Origin of the sequence: Nonomuraea sp. MG754425 (assembly GCF_021699195.1) — a bacterium.
Classification (GTDB): domain Bacteria; phylum Actinomycetota; class Actinomycetes; order Streptosporangiales; family Streptosporangiaceae; genus Nonomuraea.
The window spans coordinates 1-15,424 of sequence record NZ_SSXE01000121.1; the positions used below are offsets into that span (position 1 = coordinate 1).

At 74.9% G+C, this 15,424-nt stretch carries 10 protein-coding genes; 3 read left to right on the forward strand and 7 right to left on the reverse strand.

Annotated elements, in window-relative coordinates; all coding sequences use genetic code 11:
• Window positions 1–682 (reverse strand): sensor histidine kinase (locus FAF44_RS34290; RefSeq protein ID WP_237107491.1); only part of this gene is annotated, 682 nt, incomplete at its 3' end.
• 128 nt (window positions 683–810) lie between these two features.
• On the opposite strand from FAF44_RS34290, the gene FAF44_RS34295 reads away from it, so the two are divergent.
• Both FAF44_RS34295 and FAF44_RS34300 read left to right on the forward strand, forming a co-directional pair.
• A complete protein-coding gene (locus tag FAF44_RS34295) occupies window positions 811–1,512 on the forward strand; it encodes an ABC transporter ATP-binding protein (RefSeq protein WP_237107492.1) in 702 nt (233 codons plus the stop codon).
• Window positions 1,509–3,818: an FtsX-like permease family protein gene (locus FAF44_RS34300; RefSeq protein WP_237107493.1), complete on the forward strand. Its 2,310-nt coding sequence runs from the start codon at window positions 1,509–1,511 to the stop codon at window positions 3,816–3,818. Before FAF44_RS34295 ends, FAF44_RS34300 begins: the two co-directional genes overlap by 4 nt.
• A gap of 9 nt (window positions 3,819–3,827) precedes the next feature.
• Here FAF44_RS34300 and FAF44_RS34305 read toward each other — a convergent pair whose 3' ends face one another.
• The 6 genes from FAF44_RS34305 to FAF44_RS34330 all read right to left on the reverse strand — a co-directional run bounded on the left by FAF44_RS34305 (window position 3,828) and on the right by FAF44_RS34330 (window position 13,709).
• Window positions 3,828–6,644 (reverse strand): WD40 repeat domain-containing protein, encoded by a 2,817-nt coding sequence (locus tag FAF44_RS34305; protein ID WP_237107494.1) that lies wholly within the window; start codon window positions 6,642–6,644, stop codon window positions 3,828–3,830.
• A gap of 192 nt (window positions 6,645–6,836) precedes the next feature.
• Window positions 6,837–8,660, reverse strand: coding sequence for a glycoside hydrolase family 2 protein (locus FAF44_RS34310; RefSeq protein ID WP_237107495.1), 1,824 nt, complete (start codon window positions 8,658–8,660; stop codon window positions 6,837–6,839).
• Window positions 8,661–8,673: 13 nt separating this feature from the next.
• Window positions 8,674–10,311 (reverse strand): alpha-L-arabinofuranosidase C-terminal domain-containing protein, encoded by a 1,638-nt coding sequence (locus FAF44_RS34315; RefSeq protein ID WP_237107496.1) that lies wholly within the window; start codon window positions 10,309–10,311, stop codon window positions 8,674–8,676.
• A 14-nt stretch (window positions 10,312–10,325) separates the two neighbouring features.
• A complete protein-coding gene (locus tag FAF44_RS34320; RefSeq protein ID WP_237107497.1) occupies window positions 10,326–11,171 on the reverse strand; it encodes a carbohydrate ABC transporter permease in 846 nt (281 codons plus the stop codon).
• On the reverse strand, window positions 11,168–12,139 hold the full coding sequence (locus FAF44_RS34325) for a carbohydrate ABC transporter permease (protein WP_237107498.1): 972 nt from the start codon (window positions 12,137–12,139) through the stop codon (window positions 11,168–11,170). Before FAF44_RS34325 ends, FAF44_RS34320 begins: the two co-directional genes overlap by 4 nt.
• 7 nt (window positions 12,140–12,146) lie before the next feature.
• On the reverse strand, window positions 12,147–13,709 hold the full coding sequence (locus tag FAF44_RS34330; RefSeq protein ID WP_237107499.1) for an ABC transporter substrate-binding protein: 1,563 nt from the start codon (window positions 13,707–13,709) through the stop codon (window positions 12,147–12,149).
• A gap of 495 nt (window positions 13,710–14,204) precedes the next feature.
• On the opposite strand from FAF44_RS34330, the gene FAF44_RS34335 reads away from it, so the two are divergent.
• A complete protein-coding gene (locus tag FAF44_RS34335) occupies window positions 14,205–15,209 on the forward strand; it encodes a LacI family DNA-binding transcriptional regulator (protein WP_237107500.1) in 1,005 nt (334 codons plus the stop codon).
• Window positions 15,210–15,424: the final 215 nt, after the last annotated feature.

Sequence of the window (15,424 nt, forward strand, 5' to 3'; positions counted from 1 at the left end):
CCCGCCCCGCCGTCCGGGGGCGGCCGGTGAGCACGCTGGGCCCGCTGTTCAGCACCTCCACCCTCAGGTACTGATCGGTGTACCGCACGCTCACCTCGGCCTTCGCCGCCTCTCCGTGCTTGAGCGCGTTCGTCAGCGCCTCCTGGACGATCCGGTACGCGGTCACCTCGATCCCCGCCGGGACCGGGCGCGGCTCGCCGGAGACGCGCACCTCCACCGGCAGCCCGGCGAACGCGATCCGGTCCGCGAGCGCGCCGAGTTGCCCGAGCCCCGGCTGCGGAGCCAGGCCGGGGTCGCCGGGCTCGTCGTTCCCGTCGGGTGAGGGGGCGAGCAGCCCGAGCAGGTGGCGCAGTTCGGTCATCGCGTCCCGCCCGGCCGCCTCGACGGCCTTCAGCGCGGTCTCGGCCGTGCCCGGCATCGTGGGCAGCACCTGCCTGGCGGCCCCGGCCTGCACCACCATGAGGCTCACGTTGTGGCTGACGATGTCGTGCAGTTCGGTCGCGATCCTGGCCCGCTCGGCGTCCACGGCCGCGCGGGCGGCGCGCTCGCGTTCGCGCTCCAGCAACCTGCCCTGCTCGGCCAGCACGGCCCGGTGCCGCCGCCGCGTACGTACGAGCGCCACGCCGAGCCAGCCCGCGACACCGCAGGCGAGCGCCAGGGCGACGACCGGCCATTCCCACACGGGATCATCTTCGCGCGGCGCGGCGCGCCCGGCATCCTCCTGAGGCCCTACATCCACGGGATGACGGGCCCCGCGGCTACATCCCCGGCCTGATGCGCCGCCGCCGGTCCGCGATCTAGGTTCGGCTCATGGATACCAGGGACGAGCGGCTCGTCGTCCGGCTCGGCGACGTCCGCAAGGAGTACGGCGCGACCACGGCGCTCGACGGCCTCTCACTGCGGGTCCGCGCCGGGGAGGCGGTCGCGGTGATGGGGCCGTCGGGGTGCGGCAAGTCCACGCTGCTCAACCTGATCGCCGGCCTGGACCGTCCGACCGCGGGCACGGTCGAGGTGGACGGCCAGGAGCTGGGAGCGCTGAACGAGACGGGGCTGGCGCTGTTCCGCCGCCGCCGCGTCGGGATGATCTTCCAGTTCTTCAACCTCATCGAGGACCTGCCCGCGCTGGACAACGCCGCGCTGGCCGCCCAGCTCACCGGCACGCCGGCGCGGCAGGCGCGGGACCGGGCGCTGGAGCTGTTCGACGAGCTGGGCATCGCCGAGCGGGCGAACGCCTACCCGGCGGCGCTGAGCGGCGGGGAACGCCAGCGGGTCGCCGTGGCCAGGGCGCTGATGAACCGTCCCGCCCTGCTGCTGGCCGACGAGCCGACCGGGGCGCTGGACAGCCGCTCGGGCGAGCAGGTGATGGACCTGCTCATCGACCTCAACCAGATCGGGCAGACGCTGCTGATCGTCACGCACGACCCCGGCCTGGCCGCCCGCTGCGCCAGCCGTCGCGTGGAACTCCGCGACGGACAGGTGGTCGCCGAGCAGAGCCTGGACCGCACGCCGTGAGCCGGGGCGCGGGGGCCGTGTGGCGGGCGTCGCGGGCGGCCGTGCGGCGGCGCGGGGCGCAGACGTTCGTGCTCGGCGTCGTGGTGTTCTGCTCGACGGTGGCGATCGTGGTGGCGCTGGGGCTGCTGGAGAGCGTGTCGGCGCCGTTCGAGCGGGCCTTCGAGGGGCGGCGCGGCGCGCACGTCGTCGCCTCCTACGATCCTGCGGAGGTCACGGCGGCGCGGCTGGGGGCCCGCGCGCCGGGGGTGGAGGCGGCGGCGGGCCCGTTCGCGCAGGCGGTCGTCACGGTCGCCGGGACGTCCGAGCACCTGCCGCCCGGCCCGCTCACCGTCGTCGGCCGCCCCTCTCCCGGCGGGCCGGTGGACCGGGTGGACCTGTGGGCCGGCCGCTGGCCCGCCGGGGAGGGCGAGATCGTGCTGGACCGGCCGGGGGCGGACCGGTTCTTCTCCTACCTGCTCGGCGTGCGCTTCGCCGTGCGCGAGGGGCACACGTTCACGGTGGTCGGGCTGGCCTCCAGCGTGAGCAGGAGCGCCGAGGCGTGGGTCACCCCGGGTCAGGCCGCCGCGCTGGGGCCGTCCACGGCGCAGATGCTCTACCGGCTCGACGCCGCCGCCACCGATGCCGACGTCCGCGCCGGAACGGCCGCCCTCACGGCGGGGCTGCCGTCCGGGGCGCTGCTGGGCTGGCAGTCGTACCTGACGGTCAAGCGCGACGCGGGCCGTACGGCCGCGGCCTTCCTGCCGTTCCTGACCGCCTTCGGCGTGCTCGGGCTCGTGGTGGCGGTGCTGATCGTGGCGAACGTCGTGAGCGGCGCGGTGGTGGCCGGGTCCCGGCACATCGGGGTGCTGAAGGCGCTGGGCTTCACCCCGAACCAGGTGGTGGCCGTCTACCTGACGATGGTCCTCGTCCCGGCGCTCGCGGGCGGCGCGCTCGGCACCGCGGCGGGGGCCGTGGCCGCGCGCCCGCTGCTGGACGACGTGGGCGCGGGCGTCTTCACCGTCTCGATCGGCCCCTGGGTGTACGCGGCCACGCTCGCCGGCATGCCGGCCGTGGCGGTGCTGGCGGCGCTGGTCCCGGCGCTGCGCGCGCACCGGCTGCCGGCGGCGCGGGCGATCGGCGCGGGCGTCCCGGCGGCTCCGGGGCGGGGGGCGCGGGTCCAGCGGCTGCTCGCGGGCGCGCCGCTGCCCAGAGCGGTCAGCCTCGGGCTGGGGCTGCCGTTCGGGCGGCCGGGACGGGCCGGGCTCACGCTGGCGGCCGTGGTGCTCGGCGCGGCCACGGTGACGCTGGCGGCGGGCCTGTCGCTGACGATGACCGCCTACGGCCAGGCCGCCCAGCGGACGGGCTCCGTCCACACGGTGGTCCACGCGGGCCAGGCGCGCAACCACCAGACGCCGCCCCGGCACGGCGACGCCGAGATCGAGGCGCTGCTGCGCGGCCTGCCGGGAGCGGTGTACGTGACCGCCGACGCGTGGATCGGCCTGCACCTCACGGGCCGGTCGCAGCCGATCACGGGCAGGTTCCTGCGCGGCGACTCGGCGACCCTGGGCGAGACCGTCGTCGAGGGGCGCTGGTTGCGGGGCCCCGGCGAGGTCGTGGCCCCGTCGGCGTTCCTGGACAAGCGCGGCCTGGCGGTCGGCGACCGGCTCTCGCTCTCCCTGGGCCGCGCGCGGGCGGAGACGACGATCGTCGGGGCCACCATGGACGGCGCGGCCGACCTGATCCAGGCCGACTGGCGCACGCTCACCGCGCTCGCACCCGACCAGCGGGCCACCCAGTACGAGGTCCGCCTCGCCCCGGGCGCCGACACCGGGACGTACCACGCGGCGGTCAGGGCCGCCGACCCCGGGCTGTACCCGGTGCCCAAGAGCGGCACGGACCCGGTCACGGTGGCCGTGATCGGCTTCGCGTCCCTGCTGACCGTGCTGCTGGGCACGGTCGCCGCGCTGGGCGTGTTCAACACGGTGCTGCTGGACGCCAGGGAGCGGCGGCGCGACCTCGGCGTGCTGAAGTCCATCGGGATGACGCCGCGCCAGGTCACGGTGATGATGGTGACGTCGATGGCGGCGCTCGGCGCGGCCGGCGGGCTGCTCGGCCTGCCGGTCGGCGTGGCGGCGCACCGCCTCGTCGTCCCGGCCATGGCCGACGCGGCGGGGCTGGCGTTGCCGGAGTTCATGGTGGACGTCTGGCGCGCGCCGCTGCTCGTGCCGCTGCCGGTGGCAGGGGTGGTGATCGCGGTGCTGGGCGCGCTCGTCCCGGCCCGGTCGGCGGCGCGGCTGACGATCGCGGCCGTGCTGCGTGACGAGTGACCGGGGCCATCAGCGGCGGCAGACGTCGCGAAAGGCGAGGCCCGGCAGGTGCGCCGACCATTCACCGGGGGTGAGCGGGCGGGCCGCCTGGGCGCAGGCGGTCGCGGCCGGGTCGGCGGCCAGGGCGGAGACGTCCCACCGCCAGACGGTGTAGGCGTCGCCGGTGACCTGCGGGAGGTCGGCCGCCGCGGCGACCAGCGTCCGGCCGCCGGGGGTGAAGGCCAGGGCGCGCACCTCGCCGCCGTGCCCGGCCAGCGGGGGGCCGAGCGGGCGGCCGGTGGCGGTGTCCCACAGCCTGACGGTACGGTCCGCGCCGCCGGTGGCCAGGTACGTCCCGTCGGGGGCGAAGGCGACCGCGCGCACCGCGCCGGTGTGCCCGATGAGAGGGACGCCCTGCGGGCGGAGCCCGTTCGTGCCGGGGGCGACGTGCCACAGGCGGGCCGACTGGTCCTCGGCGGCGGTCAGGAGCAGCGCGCCGCCCGGGGCGAAGGCCAGCGCGGTGACCGGCCGGGTGTGGCCGCGCAGTTCGCCGCGGCGGCTGCCGGTGGCCGTCTCCCACACCACGACCGTGCCGTCCGCGGTCCCGGCGGCGAGCGCCGTCCCGGTGTCGTCGAAGGCCGCCGCCGTCACGCTCCCCGGCCGGACGGGCATGGGCTCGCCCCTGGCCGTGCCCTCGGGCAGCCGCCAGAGCTGGAGCGCGCCGTCCGGCCGGGCGTCCGGGCCGGCTCCCGCCTCCGGGACGGCGGTGGCGAGCAGGCGGCCGTCCCGGCTGAAGGCGAGCGGACGGCCGCGCACCGAGGCGGGGCCGTCCAGGACGGTGGTGTTCCGGCCGCTGCCGGCGTCGTCGAGACCGGAGGCGGCCAGCGAGCGGCCGTCGCGGCTGAGCGCGACCCCGTCCACGAGGTCATCGGTCCTGATGCGCAGCCGTTCCCCGCGCCGCCGGTCCGCGCGCAGGTCCCACGACCAGAGGCTGCCGTAACCCGGACGGGTGCCGTCGTACGGCTGGACGACGAGCCGCCCGGCGTCGCCGCTCAGCACCGCCTGGGTGCCGTCCTGGCGCTCGTACCAGCGTGCGGGGACCGGCCGGTCGGCGGGGGTCTGGCCGGCGGCGTCCGGCGCGGGCAGGGTGAGCGGGGTGCGGGTGGCGCGCGGGATCCGCCACAGCCGCACGGTCGCGTCGGCTCCGGCGCCGGCCAGCAGGCCGCCGTCCGGGCTGAAGGCGACGGCGTTGACGGCCTGCGTGTGCCCGGTCAGCGGCTCGCCCAGGGGGCGGCGGGCGCGCACGTCCCAGAGCCGGATCGTGCGGTCCTGGCTCGCGGTGGCCAGGACGCGGCCGTCCGGGCTGAAGGCCGCCGAGGTGACCAGCCCGGTGTGGCCGGTGAGCGGCCGTCCTACGGGCCTGCGGGTGGTGACGTCCCAGAGCTGGACGTGCTCGCTGCCCGTGGTGCCGGCCAGGAGCCGGCCGCCGGGGCTGAAGGCGAGCGCGGCCACCTCTTCCCGGGGCTCGGGTGACAGGCTCCCGGCGGCCGGTTCCAGCGGGTCGCCGGTCAGCCGGCCCGTCGCGGCCTCGAACGTCCTGACGGGGCCGCGCGGGTAGGCGGCGGCGATGAGCGTGCCGTCGGGGCTGAACGCGACGGGTCCGGGGCCGCCGTCCAGCGAGCGCAGGGCGGCGACCTGCGTGCCGGAGGCGACCTCCCACAGCCGGGACTCGCCCGCGGAGCCGCCGGTCGTGGCCAGCAGGCTTCCGTCGGGGCTGAACGCCGTCCACTGCCGGGCCCAGGGGGTCTGCCCGCCGCCGGTCCAGAGCTGCCGGCGGGTGCCGGTGTCCCAGAGGCTCACCCGGCCGCCGGCGTCGGCGACGGCCAGGTGGCGGCCGTCGGGGCTGTAGGCCACGGACATGCCGTCGGCCTCTTCTGGAGACTCCTCGCCGGGCCAGGTGACGGGCGTCAGCCGGGCCACGTCCCACAGGCGCAGCGGCGCGGCCTGGCCGGTCGCGGCGAGGGTGGCCCCGTCGGGGCTGAAGGCGACCGCGCGCGCCTCGCCGGGCAGGCCGCGCAGCACCGCGAGCTCCGGCCGGTTGGTGGCCGCGCGGATCGCCGCCGCCGTCTCGGGCGACGCCGGGACGATCCGGGCGGCGGCCACCGCGAGCAGCCGGGCCGTCTGCGGTTCGGTGACCGCGAGCACCTGGCTCTGCGCGACGAGCCGGCGGCTGAGCGCGAGGTCGCGCTCGGCCACGGCGCGCTCGCGCTCGGCGGCGCCGCCCGCGTTCGTGATCGCCAGGACGGTGGCGACGACCAGGAGCACGGCCGCCGCCGCGGCCAGGACGCGCAGGCGGCGTTCGCGCCGGGCCGGGGCGCGCAGCGCCGCGTCGAGGAAGTCGCGTTCGACGTCGTTGAGCCCGACCCTGCCGCGCCCGTACGCCGCCCACCTCGTGACCCGCTCGAACGGCTCGCCCCTGGGCAGGTCCGCGGCGCGGCGGCCGTGCTCGTGCCACGCCCTGGCCGACGAACGAACGTGTTCGAACGTGGCGAGCCCGTCCCCCTCCTCGCGCACCCAGTCGCGCAGCCGGGGCCAGGCCGCGATCAGGGCGGGGCTCGCCAGCGTCAGGCCGCCGCGGTCGTCCCGCGCCAGCAGGCCGGCGTCGAGGAAGCCGCCGAGCGGCGGGACGTCCGCGGGCAGTTCGCCCGGCCCGGCCCGGCGGGTCGTGCGGCCGTCGCCGCCGACCAGGCGCAGGAGCGCGGCCGGCACCCGCTCCCGGTCGGGCTCGGCCAGCTCCCGGTACGCGGCCTCGGCGGCCTCCTCCGGCTCGGGCGGGACACGGGTCATCGTGGACCTCCACGAGCGACAGGGGCCACCCGTCACGGTAACCGCCGGCGGCCCGCCTGCCCCTGACCGCCCGGGTCTCGGTTCCGTTCTCGCCGGACGGCCCCGGTGCCCCGGCCGCGCGGGTCCCGGTTACGTTCTCGCCGAGTTCCCGCCGGACGGCCCGCCGTTGTTCGCGCCGGGCGGCCCGGGTGTTCAGTCCTCCTGTCTGGCCGCGCGGCGGGCCGCGTCGATGGCCTCGGCCGGGGTGGAGCGGGCGGGCCTGGTCAGCACGCGCCGCACCGCCTCGACCGGGAGCTTGGGCTCGCGAGCGGCGGTCAGCAGGCCGTTGGTCTCCTGTTCGGTGTCGGTGAGCTGGGTCCAGCAGAAGCCGGCCAGCTCGGGGCTGTCCAGCACGGCGTCGATCAGCCGGGCGAACTCCTCGCCCAGCTCGCCGGTGCTGCCGACGGCGGCGTAGCCGTGCCACGCCGCGCCCGCCTCCGGCCGCAGGCTGAGCCCGCCGATCTCCGACAGCACCACCGGCTGGCCGCGCCGGGCCGGATCGCCGAGCAGGGCGACCCGGCGCGCGGGCGGCCGGTCGGTGAGGATCCGGGCCAGGGCCTCCCGGTCGGCGTAGCGCTCGCGGATCGACGCGCCGGTGGGCGCGTAGTCGTGCAGGCCCCAGATGTCGCTCTCGGTGTGCTCCCACCCGTCGTTGGAGATCACCGGACGGGTGCCGTCGAGCGCCTTGGTCAGGTGGTAGAGCGCGGCGGTGGCGTGCCGCTGCTCCGGGACGTCCGCGCTGTGCCAGACGCCCCAGCTCTCGTTGAACGGCACCCACGTCACCACGCACGGGTGGCTGCGGTCGCGGGCCACCACCTCCAGCCATTCGCGGGTGAGCCGCTCGACGGTCCTGGGCGCGTACTCGTACGCGCTGGGCAGTTCGCTCCACACCATCATGCCGAGCCGGTCGCACCAGGCCAGGAAGCGCGGGTCCTCGATCTTCTGGTGGACGCGCACGCCGTTGAAGCCCAGTTCCTTGGCCAGCTCGACTTCGCGGCGCAGCGCGCCGGGGTCCGGGGCGGCCAGGTGGGAGCCGGGCCAGTAGTTCTGGGCCAGGACCAGGCGCAGGAAGCGGGGCTGGCCGTTGAGCAGGAAGCGGCCGTCGCGGATGCCGGTGCTGCGCAGGCCGGCGTACGAGGTGACCGCGTCGACGGTCCGCCCGTCGCGCAGCAGTTCGACGCGGGCGTCCAGGAGGGTGGGGCGTTCGGGCGTCCACAGCAGCCGGGCCTGTTCGAGCTGGTGGCGGGCGGCGGGGATGGCGATCACCCACCGGCCGTCGCGCTGGGCGGTGCGGCAGGTCTGGTCGGCGAGCACCTCCTCCCCCAGGGTCAGGACGACGTGGACGTCCACGTCGGGGTCGGGCGTACGGGACAGCTCGACCTCCATGGTGACGGCCGCGCCGGGCACGTCGGGGGTCCAGTGCAGCCGCCGGATGTGCAGCGCGGGCACGACCTCGGCCCAGACCGGCTGCCAGATGCCGGTGGTGCGGTGGTACCAGACGTCGTGCGGTTCGGCCCGCCAGTCCTGCTTGCCGCGCGGCTGGGTGGCGTCGTCCCATTCGTCCTCGGCGCGTACGACGACGACCTGCTCCTCGCCGGGCACGAGCGCGTCGGTGACGTCGAAGGAGAAGGGGGTGTGGCCGCCCTCGTGCTCGCCCAGGTGCACGCCGTTGACCCAGACCCGCGCGCGGTAGTCGACCGCGCCGAAGTGCAGCAGCAGCCGCTCGTCCGGGCCGGGCGCCCGGTCGGGGCACAGTGTGCGGCGGTACCAGACGACCCGCCGGGGCGCGGTTTCCCGCAGGCCGGACAGCTCGCTCTCCGGCGGGTACGGCACGATGATCGTGCGGGTGTACGGCCCGGGGTCCCGGTGCCAGCCGCCGGCCAGGCCGCGGTCCTCGTCGTCGGCGGCGAATCCCCAGGGCCCGGAGAGGTCCTGCCAGTGCGGGCGGACGAGCAGGGGGCGGGGGTGGTCGGTCACAGCTCTCCTGAGGTCAGAGGGACAGCACGGTCACCGAGTGCGGCGCGACGGTCCACGCGCCGCCGCTCGACTCGACGTCTCCCAGGTCCCGTACGGCGACCGCGCCGGGCTCGGCGAGCGTGTTGACCGCGTCCAGGGAGGTCACGTCGGCGCCCAGGGCGCGGACGCGGGCCACGGCGGGCGTGTTCGCCTCGGCCCCGTCGAGGACGATCCGCAGCCGCACGGCCGTGTCGCGGTGCCGGTTGACGACGGCGATCCGCACGGAGCCGTCGTCGGCGCGGGTGGCCGAGACATCCACGTAGGGGACGGTCATGGGCGCGCTGAGCAGCCGGCCGTCGGGGCCGCGGTTGTCGCCGAGCCGGACCGAGGCCGTGCGGGCCGGTCCGGTCACCTCGCAGGGCAGCACGGTGCGGCCGGTGTGGTGCCGGTACAGGTGCCACACGTGGTAGATGGCCGAGCGCAGCGCGCCGCCGGGGCGGGCGACGACCAGGCCGTTGGCGTTGACCAGGTTGACCGGGTTGGCCATGGAGACGGGCGCGGGCAGCCCGGCGGTGCGGTGGATGGCGTGGAAGACGCCCGCGCAGAACAGCGCGTCGGCGACCGACCTGGGGCTCCACCGGTTGACGCGGACCTTGTCCGGCCCGTGCAGGGCGTCCTCGTCCACGGGGGTGGTCTCGCGCGGGGCGATGCCGCCGTCGTCGCCGGGCAGCGGCTGGGGCCAGTGCGCGGGTTCGAGGTGGCGCATGGTCCACTCGTCCAGGGCGAGCGCGGGCGGGCGGTCGAGGCCGGCCTCCGCGGAGAGCGCGGTGACGAGCTGGGAGTAGGCGTGCATCTCCCGCTCGAAGTAGAGGGACTGGGCGACGACGGTGTCGTAGTCGTCGCCGGTCCACAGGTGCGTGCCGGCCCCGTACAGGTGCAGGGACAGGTAGTCGAGCATGGAGCCGGCCCGCTGGAGCAGCGGACGGGTCCACTCCTCCTGCTGCCAGGGGATGCCGACGCCGATCAGCTTGATGCCGGGATCGACCTGGCGCATGAAGCGGGCGTGCTCGCTCGCGTCGGCGGCGTGCCGTTCGGCGTCGCGGTGCCCCATCTGCCAGCGTCCGTACACCTCGTTGCCGACGCCCCAGTAGCGCACGTTCCACGGCTCGGCCCGGCCGCCCGCGGCGCGGCGGCCGGTGAGGGTGGTGTCGCGGGCGGAGTTGGTGTACTCGATCCAGCGCACCGCCTCGTCCACGTCCCTGGCCGAGTGCACGAGGTACGGCTCCGCCCCGACGGCCTCGCACCAGGCCAGGAACTCGTCGGTGCCGAACCGGTTGTTCTCCAGCCCGCCCCAGGCCGGCTCCAGCCGGCTGGGCCGCCGGTCGCGGGGGCCGATGCCGTCCTCCCAGTGGTAGGCGGAGGTGAAGTTGCCGCCCGGCCAGCGGATCGGGCCCGGCCCCAGCTCCCGGCAGAGCTCCAGGACGTCGGCGCGCACGCCGCGCAGCGGTCCGGGCTCGTCGAGGGACAGGGGCGAGCCCTCGTCGAACACGCCGCCCTCGATGTTGCCGAAGAAGGCCGACTCCAGGAAGTGCCCGTAGACGTCGTCGTCCACGCGGCCGGCGGGCCGGCGGGTGTCGACGGCCACGAGCGCTCCGAGATCGGGCACTGGCATGTCAATGAACTCCTTCACTGCTTCACCGCTCCCGCGATGCTGTCGACGAACTTGCGCTGGAGCGCGACGAACACGGCGATCACCGGGATCAGCGAGATCACGGCCGCCGCGGCCATGCCGGCCCAGTCGGTGCTCCGCTCGCCCATGAAGACGGTCATGCCCACGGCCAGCGTGCGCAGGTCCGGCTCACTGAGTGTGAACACGAGCGGCAGCAGGTAGACGTTCCAGGCGAACAGGTAGGTGAGGATCACCACGGTGGCGGTGATCGGCCAGGCGAGCGGCAGCATCACCCGGAAGAAGACGGTGATGGGCCCGGCGCCGTCGAGGCGGGCGGTCTCCTCCAGTTCCTTCGGCAATCGCCGGAAGTAGCCGGCGTAGAGCAGGGTGGAGGCGATCTGCCCGCCCGCGCCCAGCCCGAGTATCACCCCGGCGTGCGTGTTGAGCAGCCTGAGCTGGTCGGTGAGCTGGGTGATCGGGATGATCGTGTAGCCCTCGGGGAGGAAGAAGGTGACCAGGAACAGGCCGATGAGGAACTTCTTGCCGATGAAGTCGTAGCGGCCGAGCACGTACCCGGCCAGCGCGCTGCGCACCACCACGAGCAGCACTGTCCCGGCCGTGATGAGCAGCGTGTTGAGGAAGTACGAGCCGAAGCCCACCTCGGTCCAGGCGCGGGTGTAGTTCTCCCAGACCGGCTCCTTCGGCAGCAGGCCGAGACCGCTGCCGAAGATCTCCGGCGAGCTCTTCAGCGACGCCGAGACCAGCCACAGGAACGGGTACACCCACAGCCCGCCCAGCACGGCCAGCACCACGACGGTCACGACCTGCCGCGCGCTCGGGCGGCGGAGCAGCCGGGCCGTCATGAGCCGCCCATCCTGCCGCGCGCCCACCGCATGCCCACCGCCTGAGCCAGGGCGAGGAGCACGGTCAGCACCCCGAACAGCACGGCGGCGGCCGAGGCGTAACCGAGCTGCGGCACGTTGGCCTGGAAGGCCGTGCGGAAGATGAAGATCTCGATCACCTCGGATGAGAAGGACGGGCCCCCGCCGGTGAGGGTCTGCATCAGGTCGAAGACGTTGAACGCGGCCACGGTGTCGATCAGCGTGATGATCACGAGGAACGGCACCAGCAGCGGCATCGTCACGTGCCGGAACTCGGCCCAGGCGCCCGCGCCGTCGATCATCGCGGCCTCGTGCACGCCCTGCGGGATCGTCTGCAGGGCGGCGAGCCAGTAGATCAGCGTGATGCCCAGCCACTTCCACACCCACACCGCGATGCCGGCGTACAGGGAGGTGCCGGCGTCGGCGGCGAAGTTCGCGGGCGAGTCGATCAGCCCGGACCACACCAGCGACAGGCTGACGGGGCCGCTGGCGTCGAGCAGCAGGGTGAACACGACGCCCACGATCGCGCCCGTGGTGACGACCGGCAGGAAGAACAGCGTGCGGAAGAACCCCTTGAACGGCGTCCGCTTCGCGTTCAGCACCAGCGCCAGCAGCAGCGCCAGGCCCACCCGCAGCGGCACGGCGATCACGAGGAACACCAGCGAGTTCCAGAACGCGTTCCAGAACAGGTCGTCGCCGATCAGCCGCTCGAAGTTCTCGAACCCGATGAACGTCCCGGCGGTGGCGAAGCCCGGCCAGTCGAGGAAGGCGTACCACCACGAGGCCAGCAGCGGATAGATCGTGTACGCGCCGTACCCGACGATGGTCGGCAGCAGGAACAGGTAGATCCACCAGTCCTGGCGCAGGCGCCGCGCCCATCCCCGGCCCCGCCGCCGGGACGGCGGGGCGGAGGTCGCGGCGGCGGGGGCGCGTGAGGAAGTCGTCGTCATGTCTCTCTCAGCGCTCGGCGTACGCCTGCTGGCCGTAGTCCTTGCCGCGCTCCCAGTTGGCGAACACCCACGCCTTGGCGTCCACCTCGACGCCCTTCTCCTCGCGCACGACCTTGATGGCGCGCTCACGCTCGGCGCTGAGCTGGTCGTTGAAGCGGCGGAGCTGCCCGCCGACGTCGGTGGCGGAGCCGGTCAGCACGGACTGGACGATGTCGCCGAGGTTGGGGTGGATGTCGCGCATCTCGGCCCGCACCTGCCAGACGCCGGGGTTGCCGACCTCGGCCACCGGGCCGATCCTGACGTCCTCCTGGAAGTTCGTCACGCACGTGCGGTACGCGTCGTGCACCTGGGCCTGGTCGATGACCTCGGCGGCCAGCGCGGGCGGCTGGTCCATGGCCTCGGCCAGGCTGGTCTGGAACTCCTTGGTGGTCATCTGGAGCATCACCTCGGCCGCGGTCTTGGCCTGGTCGGAGCTCTTCGACACCCAGAACGTGCCGGTCGCCGGCGAGCTGTAGACGAAGTTCCGGCTCGTCTCGGGGCAGGGGATGTGCCAGGTGCCGACGCCGCGTTCGACCGCCTCCGGCTCGTCCACGAGCAGGCCGCCGATGAACCACGCGCCCCACAGGTAGATGCCCGCCTGCCCGGCCGCCCAGCGGGCGCGCGCGTCGCGCGGGCCCATCGAGGGCGAGGCGGGGTGCACGACCTTGTCCTTCTGCAGCGCGACGAGGAACTCGATGGCGTCGATGTACGGCTGGGTGTCGTAGACGTACGCGCCGGTCGACCAGTCGATGTTGCCCGGTCCCGGCGCGCCGGCGGTCATGGCCAGCCGCTCGACCAGGGTCCGCAGGTACTCGGTCTCCTTGCTGGGCAGCACCATGCCGTACACGTCGCCGTCGGTGCCGCCGGTCACCTTGCGGGCGATCTCGCGGAGCCTGTCCCAGGTGGCCGGTTCGTCCTCGGGGTCGACGCCGGCCTGCTTGAGCATCGCGCTGTTGAACCACGGCACCGCCTCGTGCCAGCGGCCCGAGAACGGCGGGAAGGAGTAGATCTCGCCGTCGAAGCGGTGCATGCCGTCGTACAGGAACTCGCCGACGGGGCTGCCCGCGAAGTCGGCGAGCTTGCCGATCGGCTGGAACCAGCCCTCGCTGACCAGGGCCGCCGCGGCGACGTCGCCGAGGCCGGCCAGGGAGTGCACGTCGGGCATCTGGTTGCTGCGCCGTCCGACCTGCAGGGCCTGGCCGAGGTCGGGCGCGTCCATCTGGCGTCGTTCGACGGTGACGCCGGGGTGCGCCTTCATGAACGGGGCGAACAGGTCGTCCTGCAGCATCTTGGTCAGCGGGCGGAACTGGTCCCACCACTGGAGGGCGCCGCTGCCGCCGCCGGGGCTCGCGGACTTCTCCGCCAGTTGCCCGCCGCCGGTGCACCCGGCCAGCGCGGCGGCCAGGACGGCGGCGCCCGCTCCGCCGAACAGGCGGCGCCGGGTGAGGTCGCTCGGGTTGGGATGGCTCGGCCCGGCGCCGGTGACGCGCGGGGTGCTGGTTCCAGATATCCGGTGCTGATGCCGCCTCATGGCGACTCCTCTATGTCTATGTCGTCGACTTCGGTCACCGACCTGGTCCGCTCCCCCCGGTTGCCCGGGGATCCCCCGTGAGCGGATCTATGTTTGCGCTAACTTAGGCCCGACGCCTATCAGCGTCAAGGTCGTGTTTGTGAGGTCGTCGTGCAGCAGATCGGATTGGTGACCCGAATAACCCTCTCTGCCTAGGGGAAATGTATGTTAGCGGAAACATGCGGGGACATGTCACGGGACGTCCCGCGGGACATCTCGCGGGACATCCCACTGGACATCTCACTGGGCCGGTCTCGCGCCGGGCCCCCGCCGGCCGCGGGCCGGACCCGCCACCGCACCGCGCCGGCACCGTCGTGCCGATTCCGCGGGGTAATCACGCCGATGTACCCTGTCGGCGTTCCACTGCGCGGCAGCCTTCGAACGTGCTGCCCCGACGAAGGGAGACGACCCGGCGTGGTGCGACCACCGGGGACGAGGGCGTCCGGAGGGCCCTCCATGGCGGATGTCGCCAAACTCGCCGGAGTCTCGGGGCAGACCGTGTCCCGGGTCGTCAACGGCAACGACCGCGTGACCGCCGCGACCCGGATCAGGGTCGAGTCGGCCATGAAGCAGCTCGGCTACCGTGCCAACATCGCCGCCAGGGCGCTGGCCACGGGCCGGTTCGGGACCATCGGCGTGGTGATGTTCAACCTCAGCGCCGTGCTCAACGTGCGCATCGTCGAGGCCGTCGTCACGGGCGCGCAGGCGCACGGCTACTCGGTCAGCCTGGCCGTCGTGGACGGGCCGACCGAGAAGGACGTGCGCGCCGCCGTACGCGGGCTCACCGACCGCGCCGTGGACGGCGTGATCGTGATCGAGGCCCGCGTGCTCGACACCCCGCACCTGCGGCTCCCCGAGGAGGTGCCGCTCGTCATCGCCGACAGCAGGGCGGCGCACAAGCACCCGACGTTCGGCATGGACGAGGCCGCCGGCGCCCGCGCGGCCGTCGACCACCTGCTCGAGCTCGGGCACGACACCGTGCACCACGTGGCGGGCCCGGCGGGCTCCAACCCGGCGCAGCGCCGCCGGGCCGCCTGGCAGCGGCAGCTCAAGCGGTCAGGACGGGCGGTCCCGCCGCCGGTCGCGGGTGACTGGTCGCCGCGCTCCGGTTACGACGCCGCGCTGCGCCTGCTGGCCGGCGACGACGTGAGCGCCGTCTTCGCGGCCAACGACCAGATGGCCGTGGGCGTGCTGCGGGCGGCGGCCGAGCTGGGGCGGCGGGTGCCGCAGGACCTGAGCGTCGTGGGGTTCGACGACCTCGACTTCGCGCCGTTCCTGTCGCCGCCGCTGACCACCGTCCGGCAGGACCTGGCGACGGTGGGACGGCGGTGCGTGGAGCACCTGATCGCGCGGATCGAGGCGCCGCCGGGTGCGGGGCCGGCCCAGACGACCAGCCGGTTCGTCCGTCCGGAGCTGGTGGTCCGCGAGTCCACCGCGCCGCCGCCCGGCCGGACCCGCTGAGGAGGGTGCGGCCGGCCGCCCGCCGCACCCTCCGCGACCGCCTGCCGGCCCCGGCCGGCGACCGGTCGCCGGGACCGGCCCGGCCCGTTCTGTGATCGGTGGCCGGACCGGCCGCGCCCTTCGCGACCACCTGCCGAACCGGCCCGCGGCCGGTCGCCGGGGCCGGGTCGCGCCTTTTGTGGCCGTCGCCGTCACCGGGGCCGTGTTCTCAGAGC

Excerpts from the sequence above, each read along its gene's own strand:
- FAF44_RS34335 (WP_237107500.1), top strand. The coding sequence starts at position 14,205 with ATGGCGGATGTCGCCAAACTCGCCGGAGTCTCGGGGCAGACCGTGTCC.
- FAF44_RS34295 (WP_237107492.1), top strand. The coding sequence starts at position 811 with ATGGATACCAGGGACGAGCGGCTCGTCGTCCGGCTCGGCGACGTCCGC.
- FAF44_RS34325 (WP_237107498.1), bottom strand. The coding sequence starts at position 12,139 with ATGACGACGACTTCCTCACGCGCCCCCGCCGCCGCGACCTCCGCCCCG.
- FAF44_RS34320 (WP_237107497.1), bottom strand. The coding sequence starts at position 11,171 with ATGACGGCCCGGCTGCTCCGCCGCCCGAGCGCGCGGCAGGTCGTGACC.
- FAF44_RS34305 (WP_237107494.1), bottom strand. The coding sequence starts at position 6,644 with ATGACCCGTGTCCCGCCCGAGCCGGAGGAGGCCGCCGAGGCCGCGTAC.
- FAF44_RS34330 (WP_237107499.1), bottom strand. The coding sequence starts at position 13,709 with ATGAGGCGGCATCAGCACCGGATATCTGGAACCAGCACCCCGCGCGTC.
- FAF44_RS34315 (WP_237107496.1), bottom strand. The coding sequence starts at position 10,311 with ATGCCAGTGCCCGATCTCGGAGCGCTCGTGGCCGTCGACACCCGCCGG.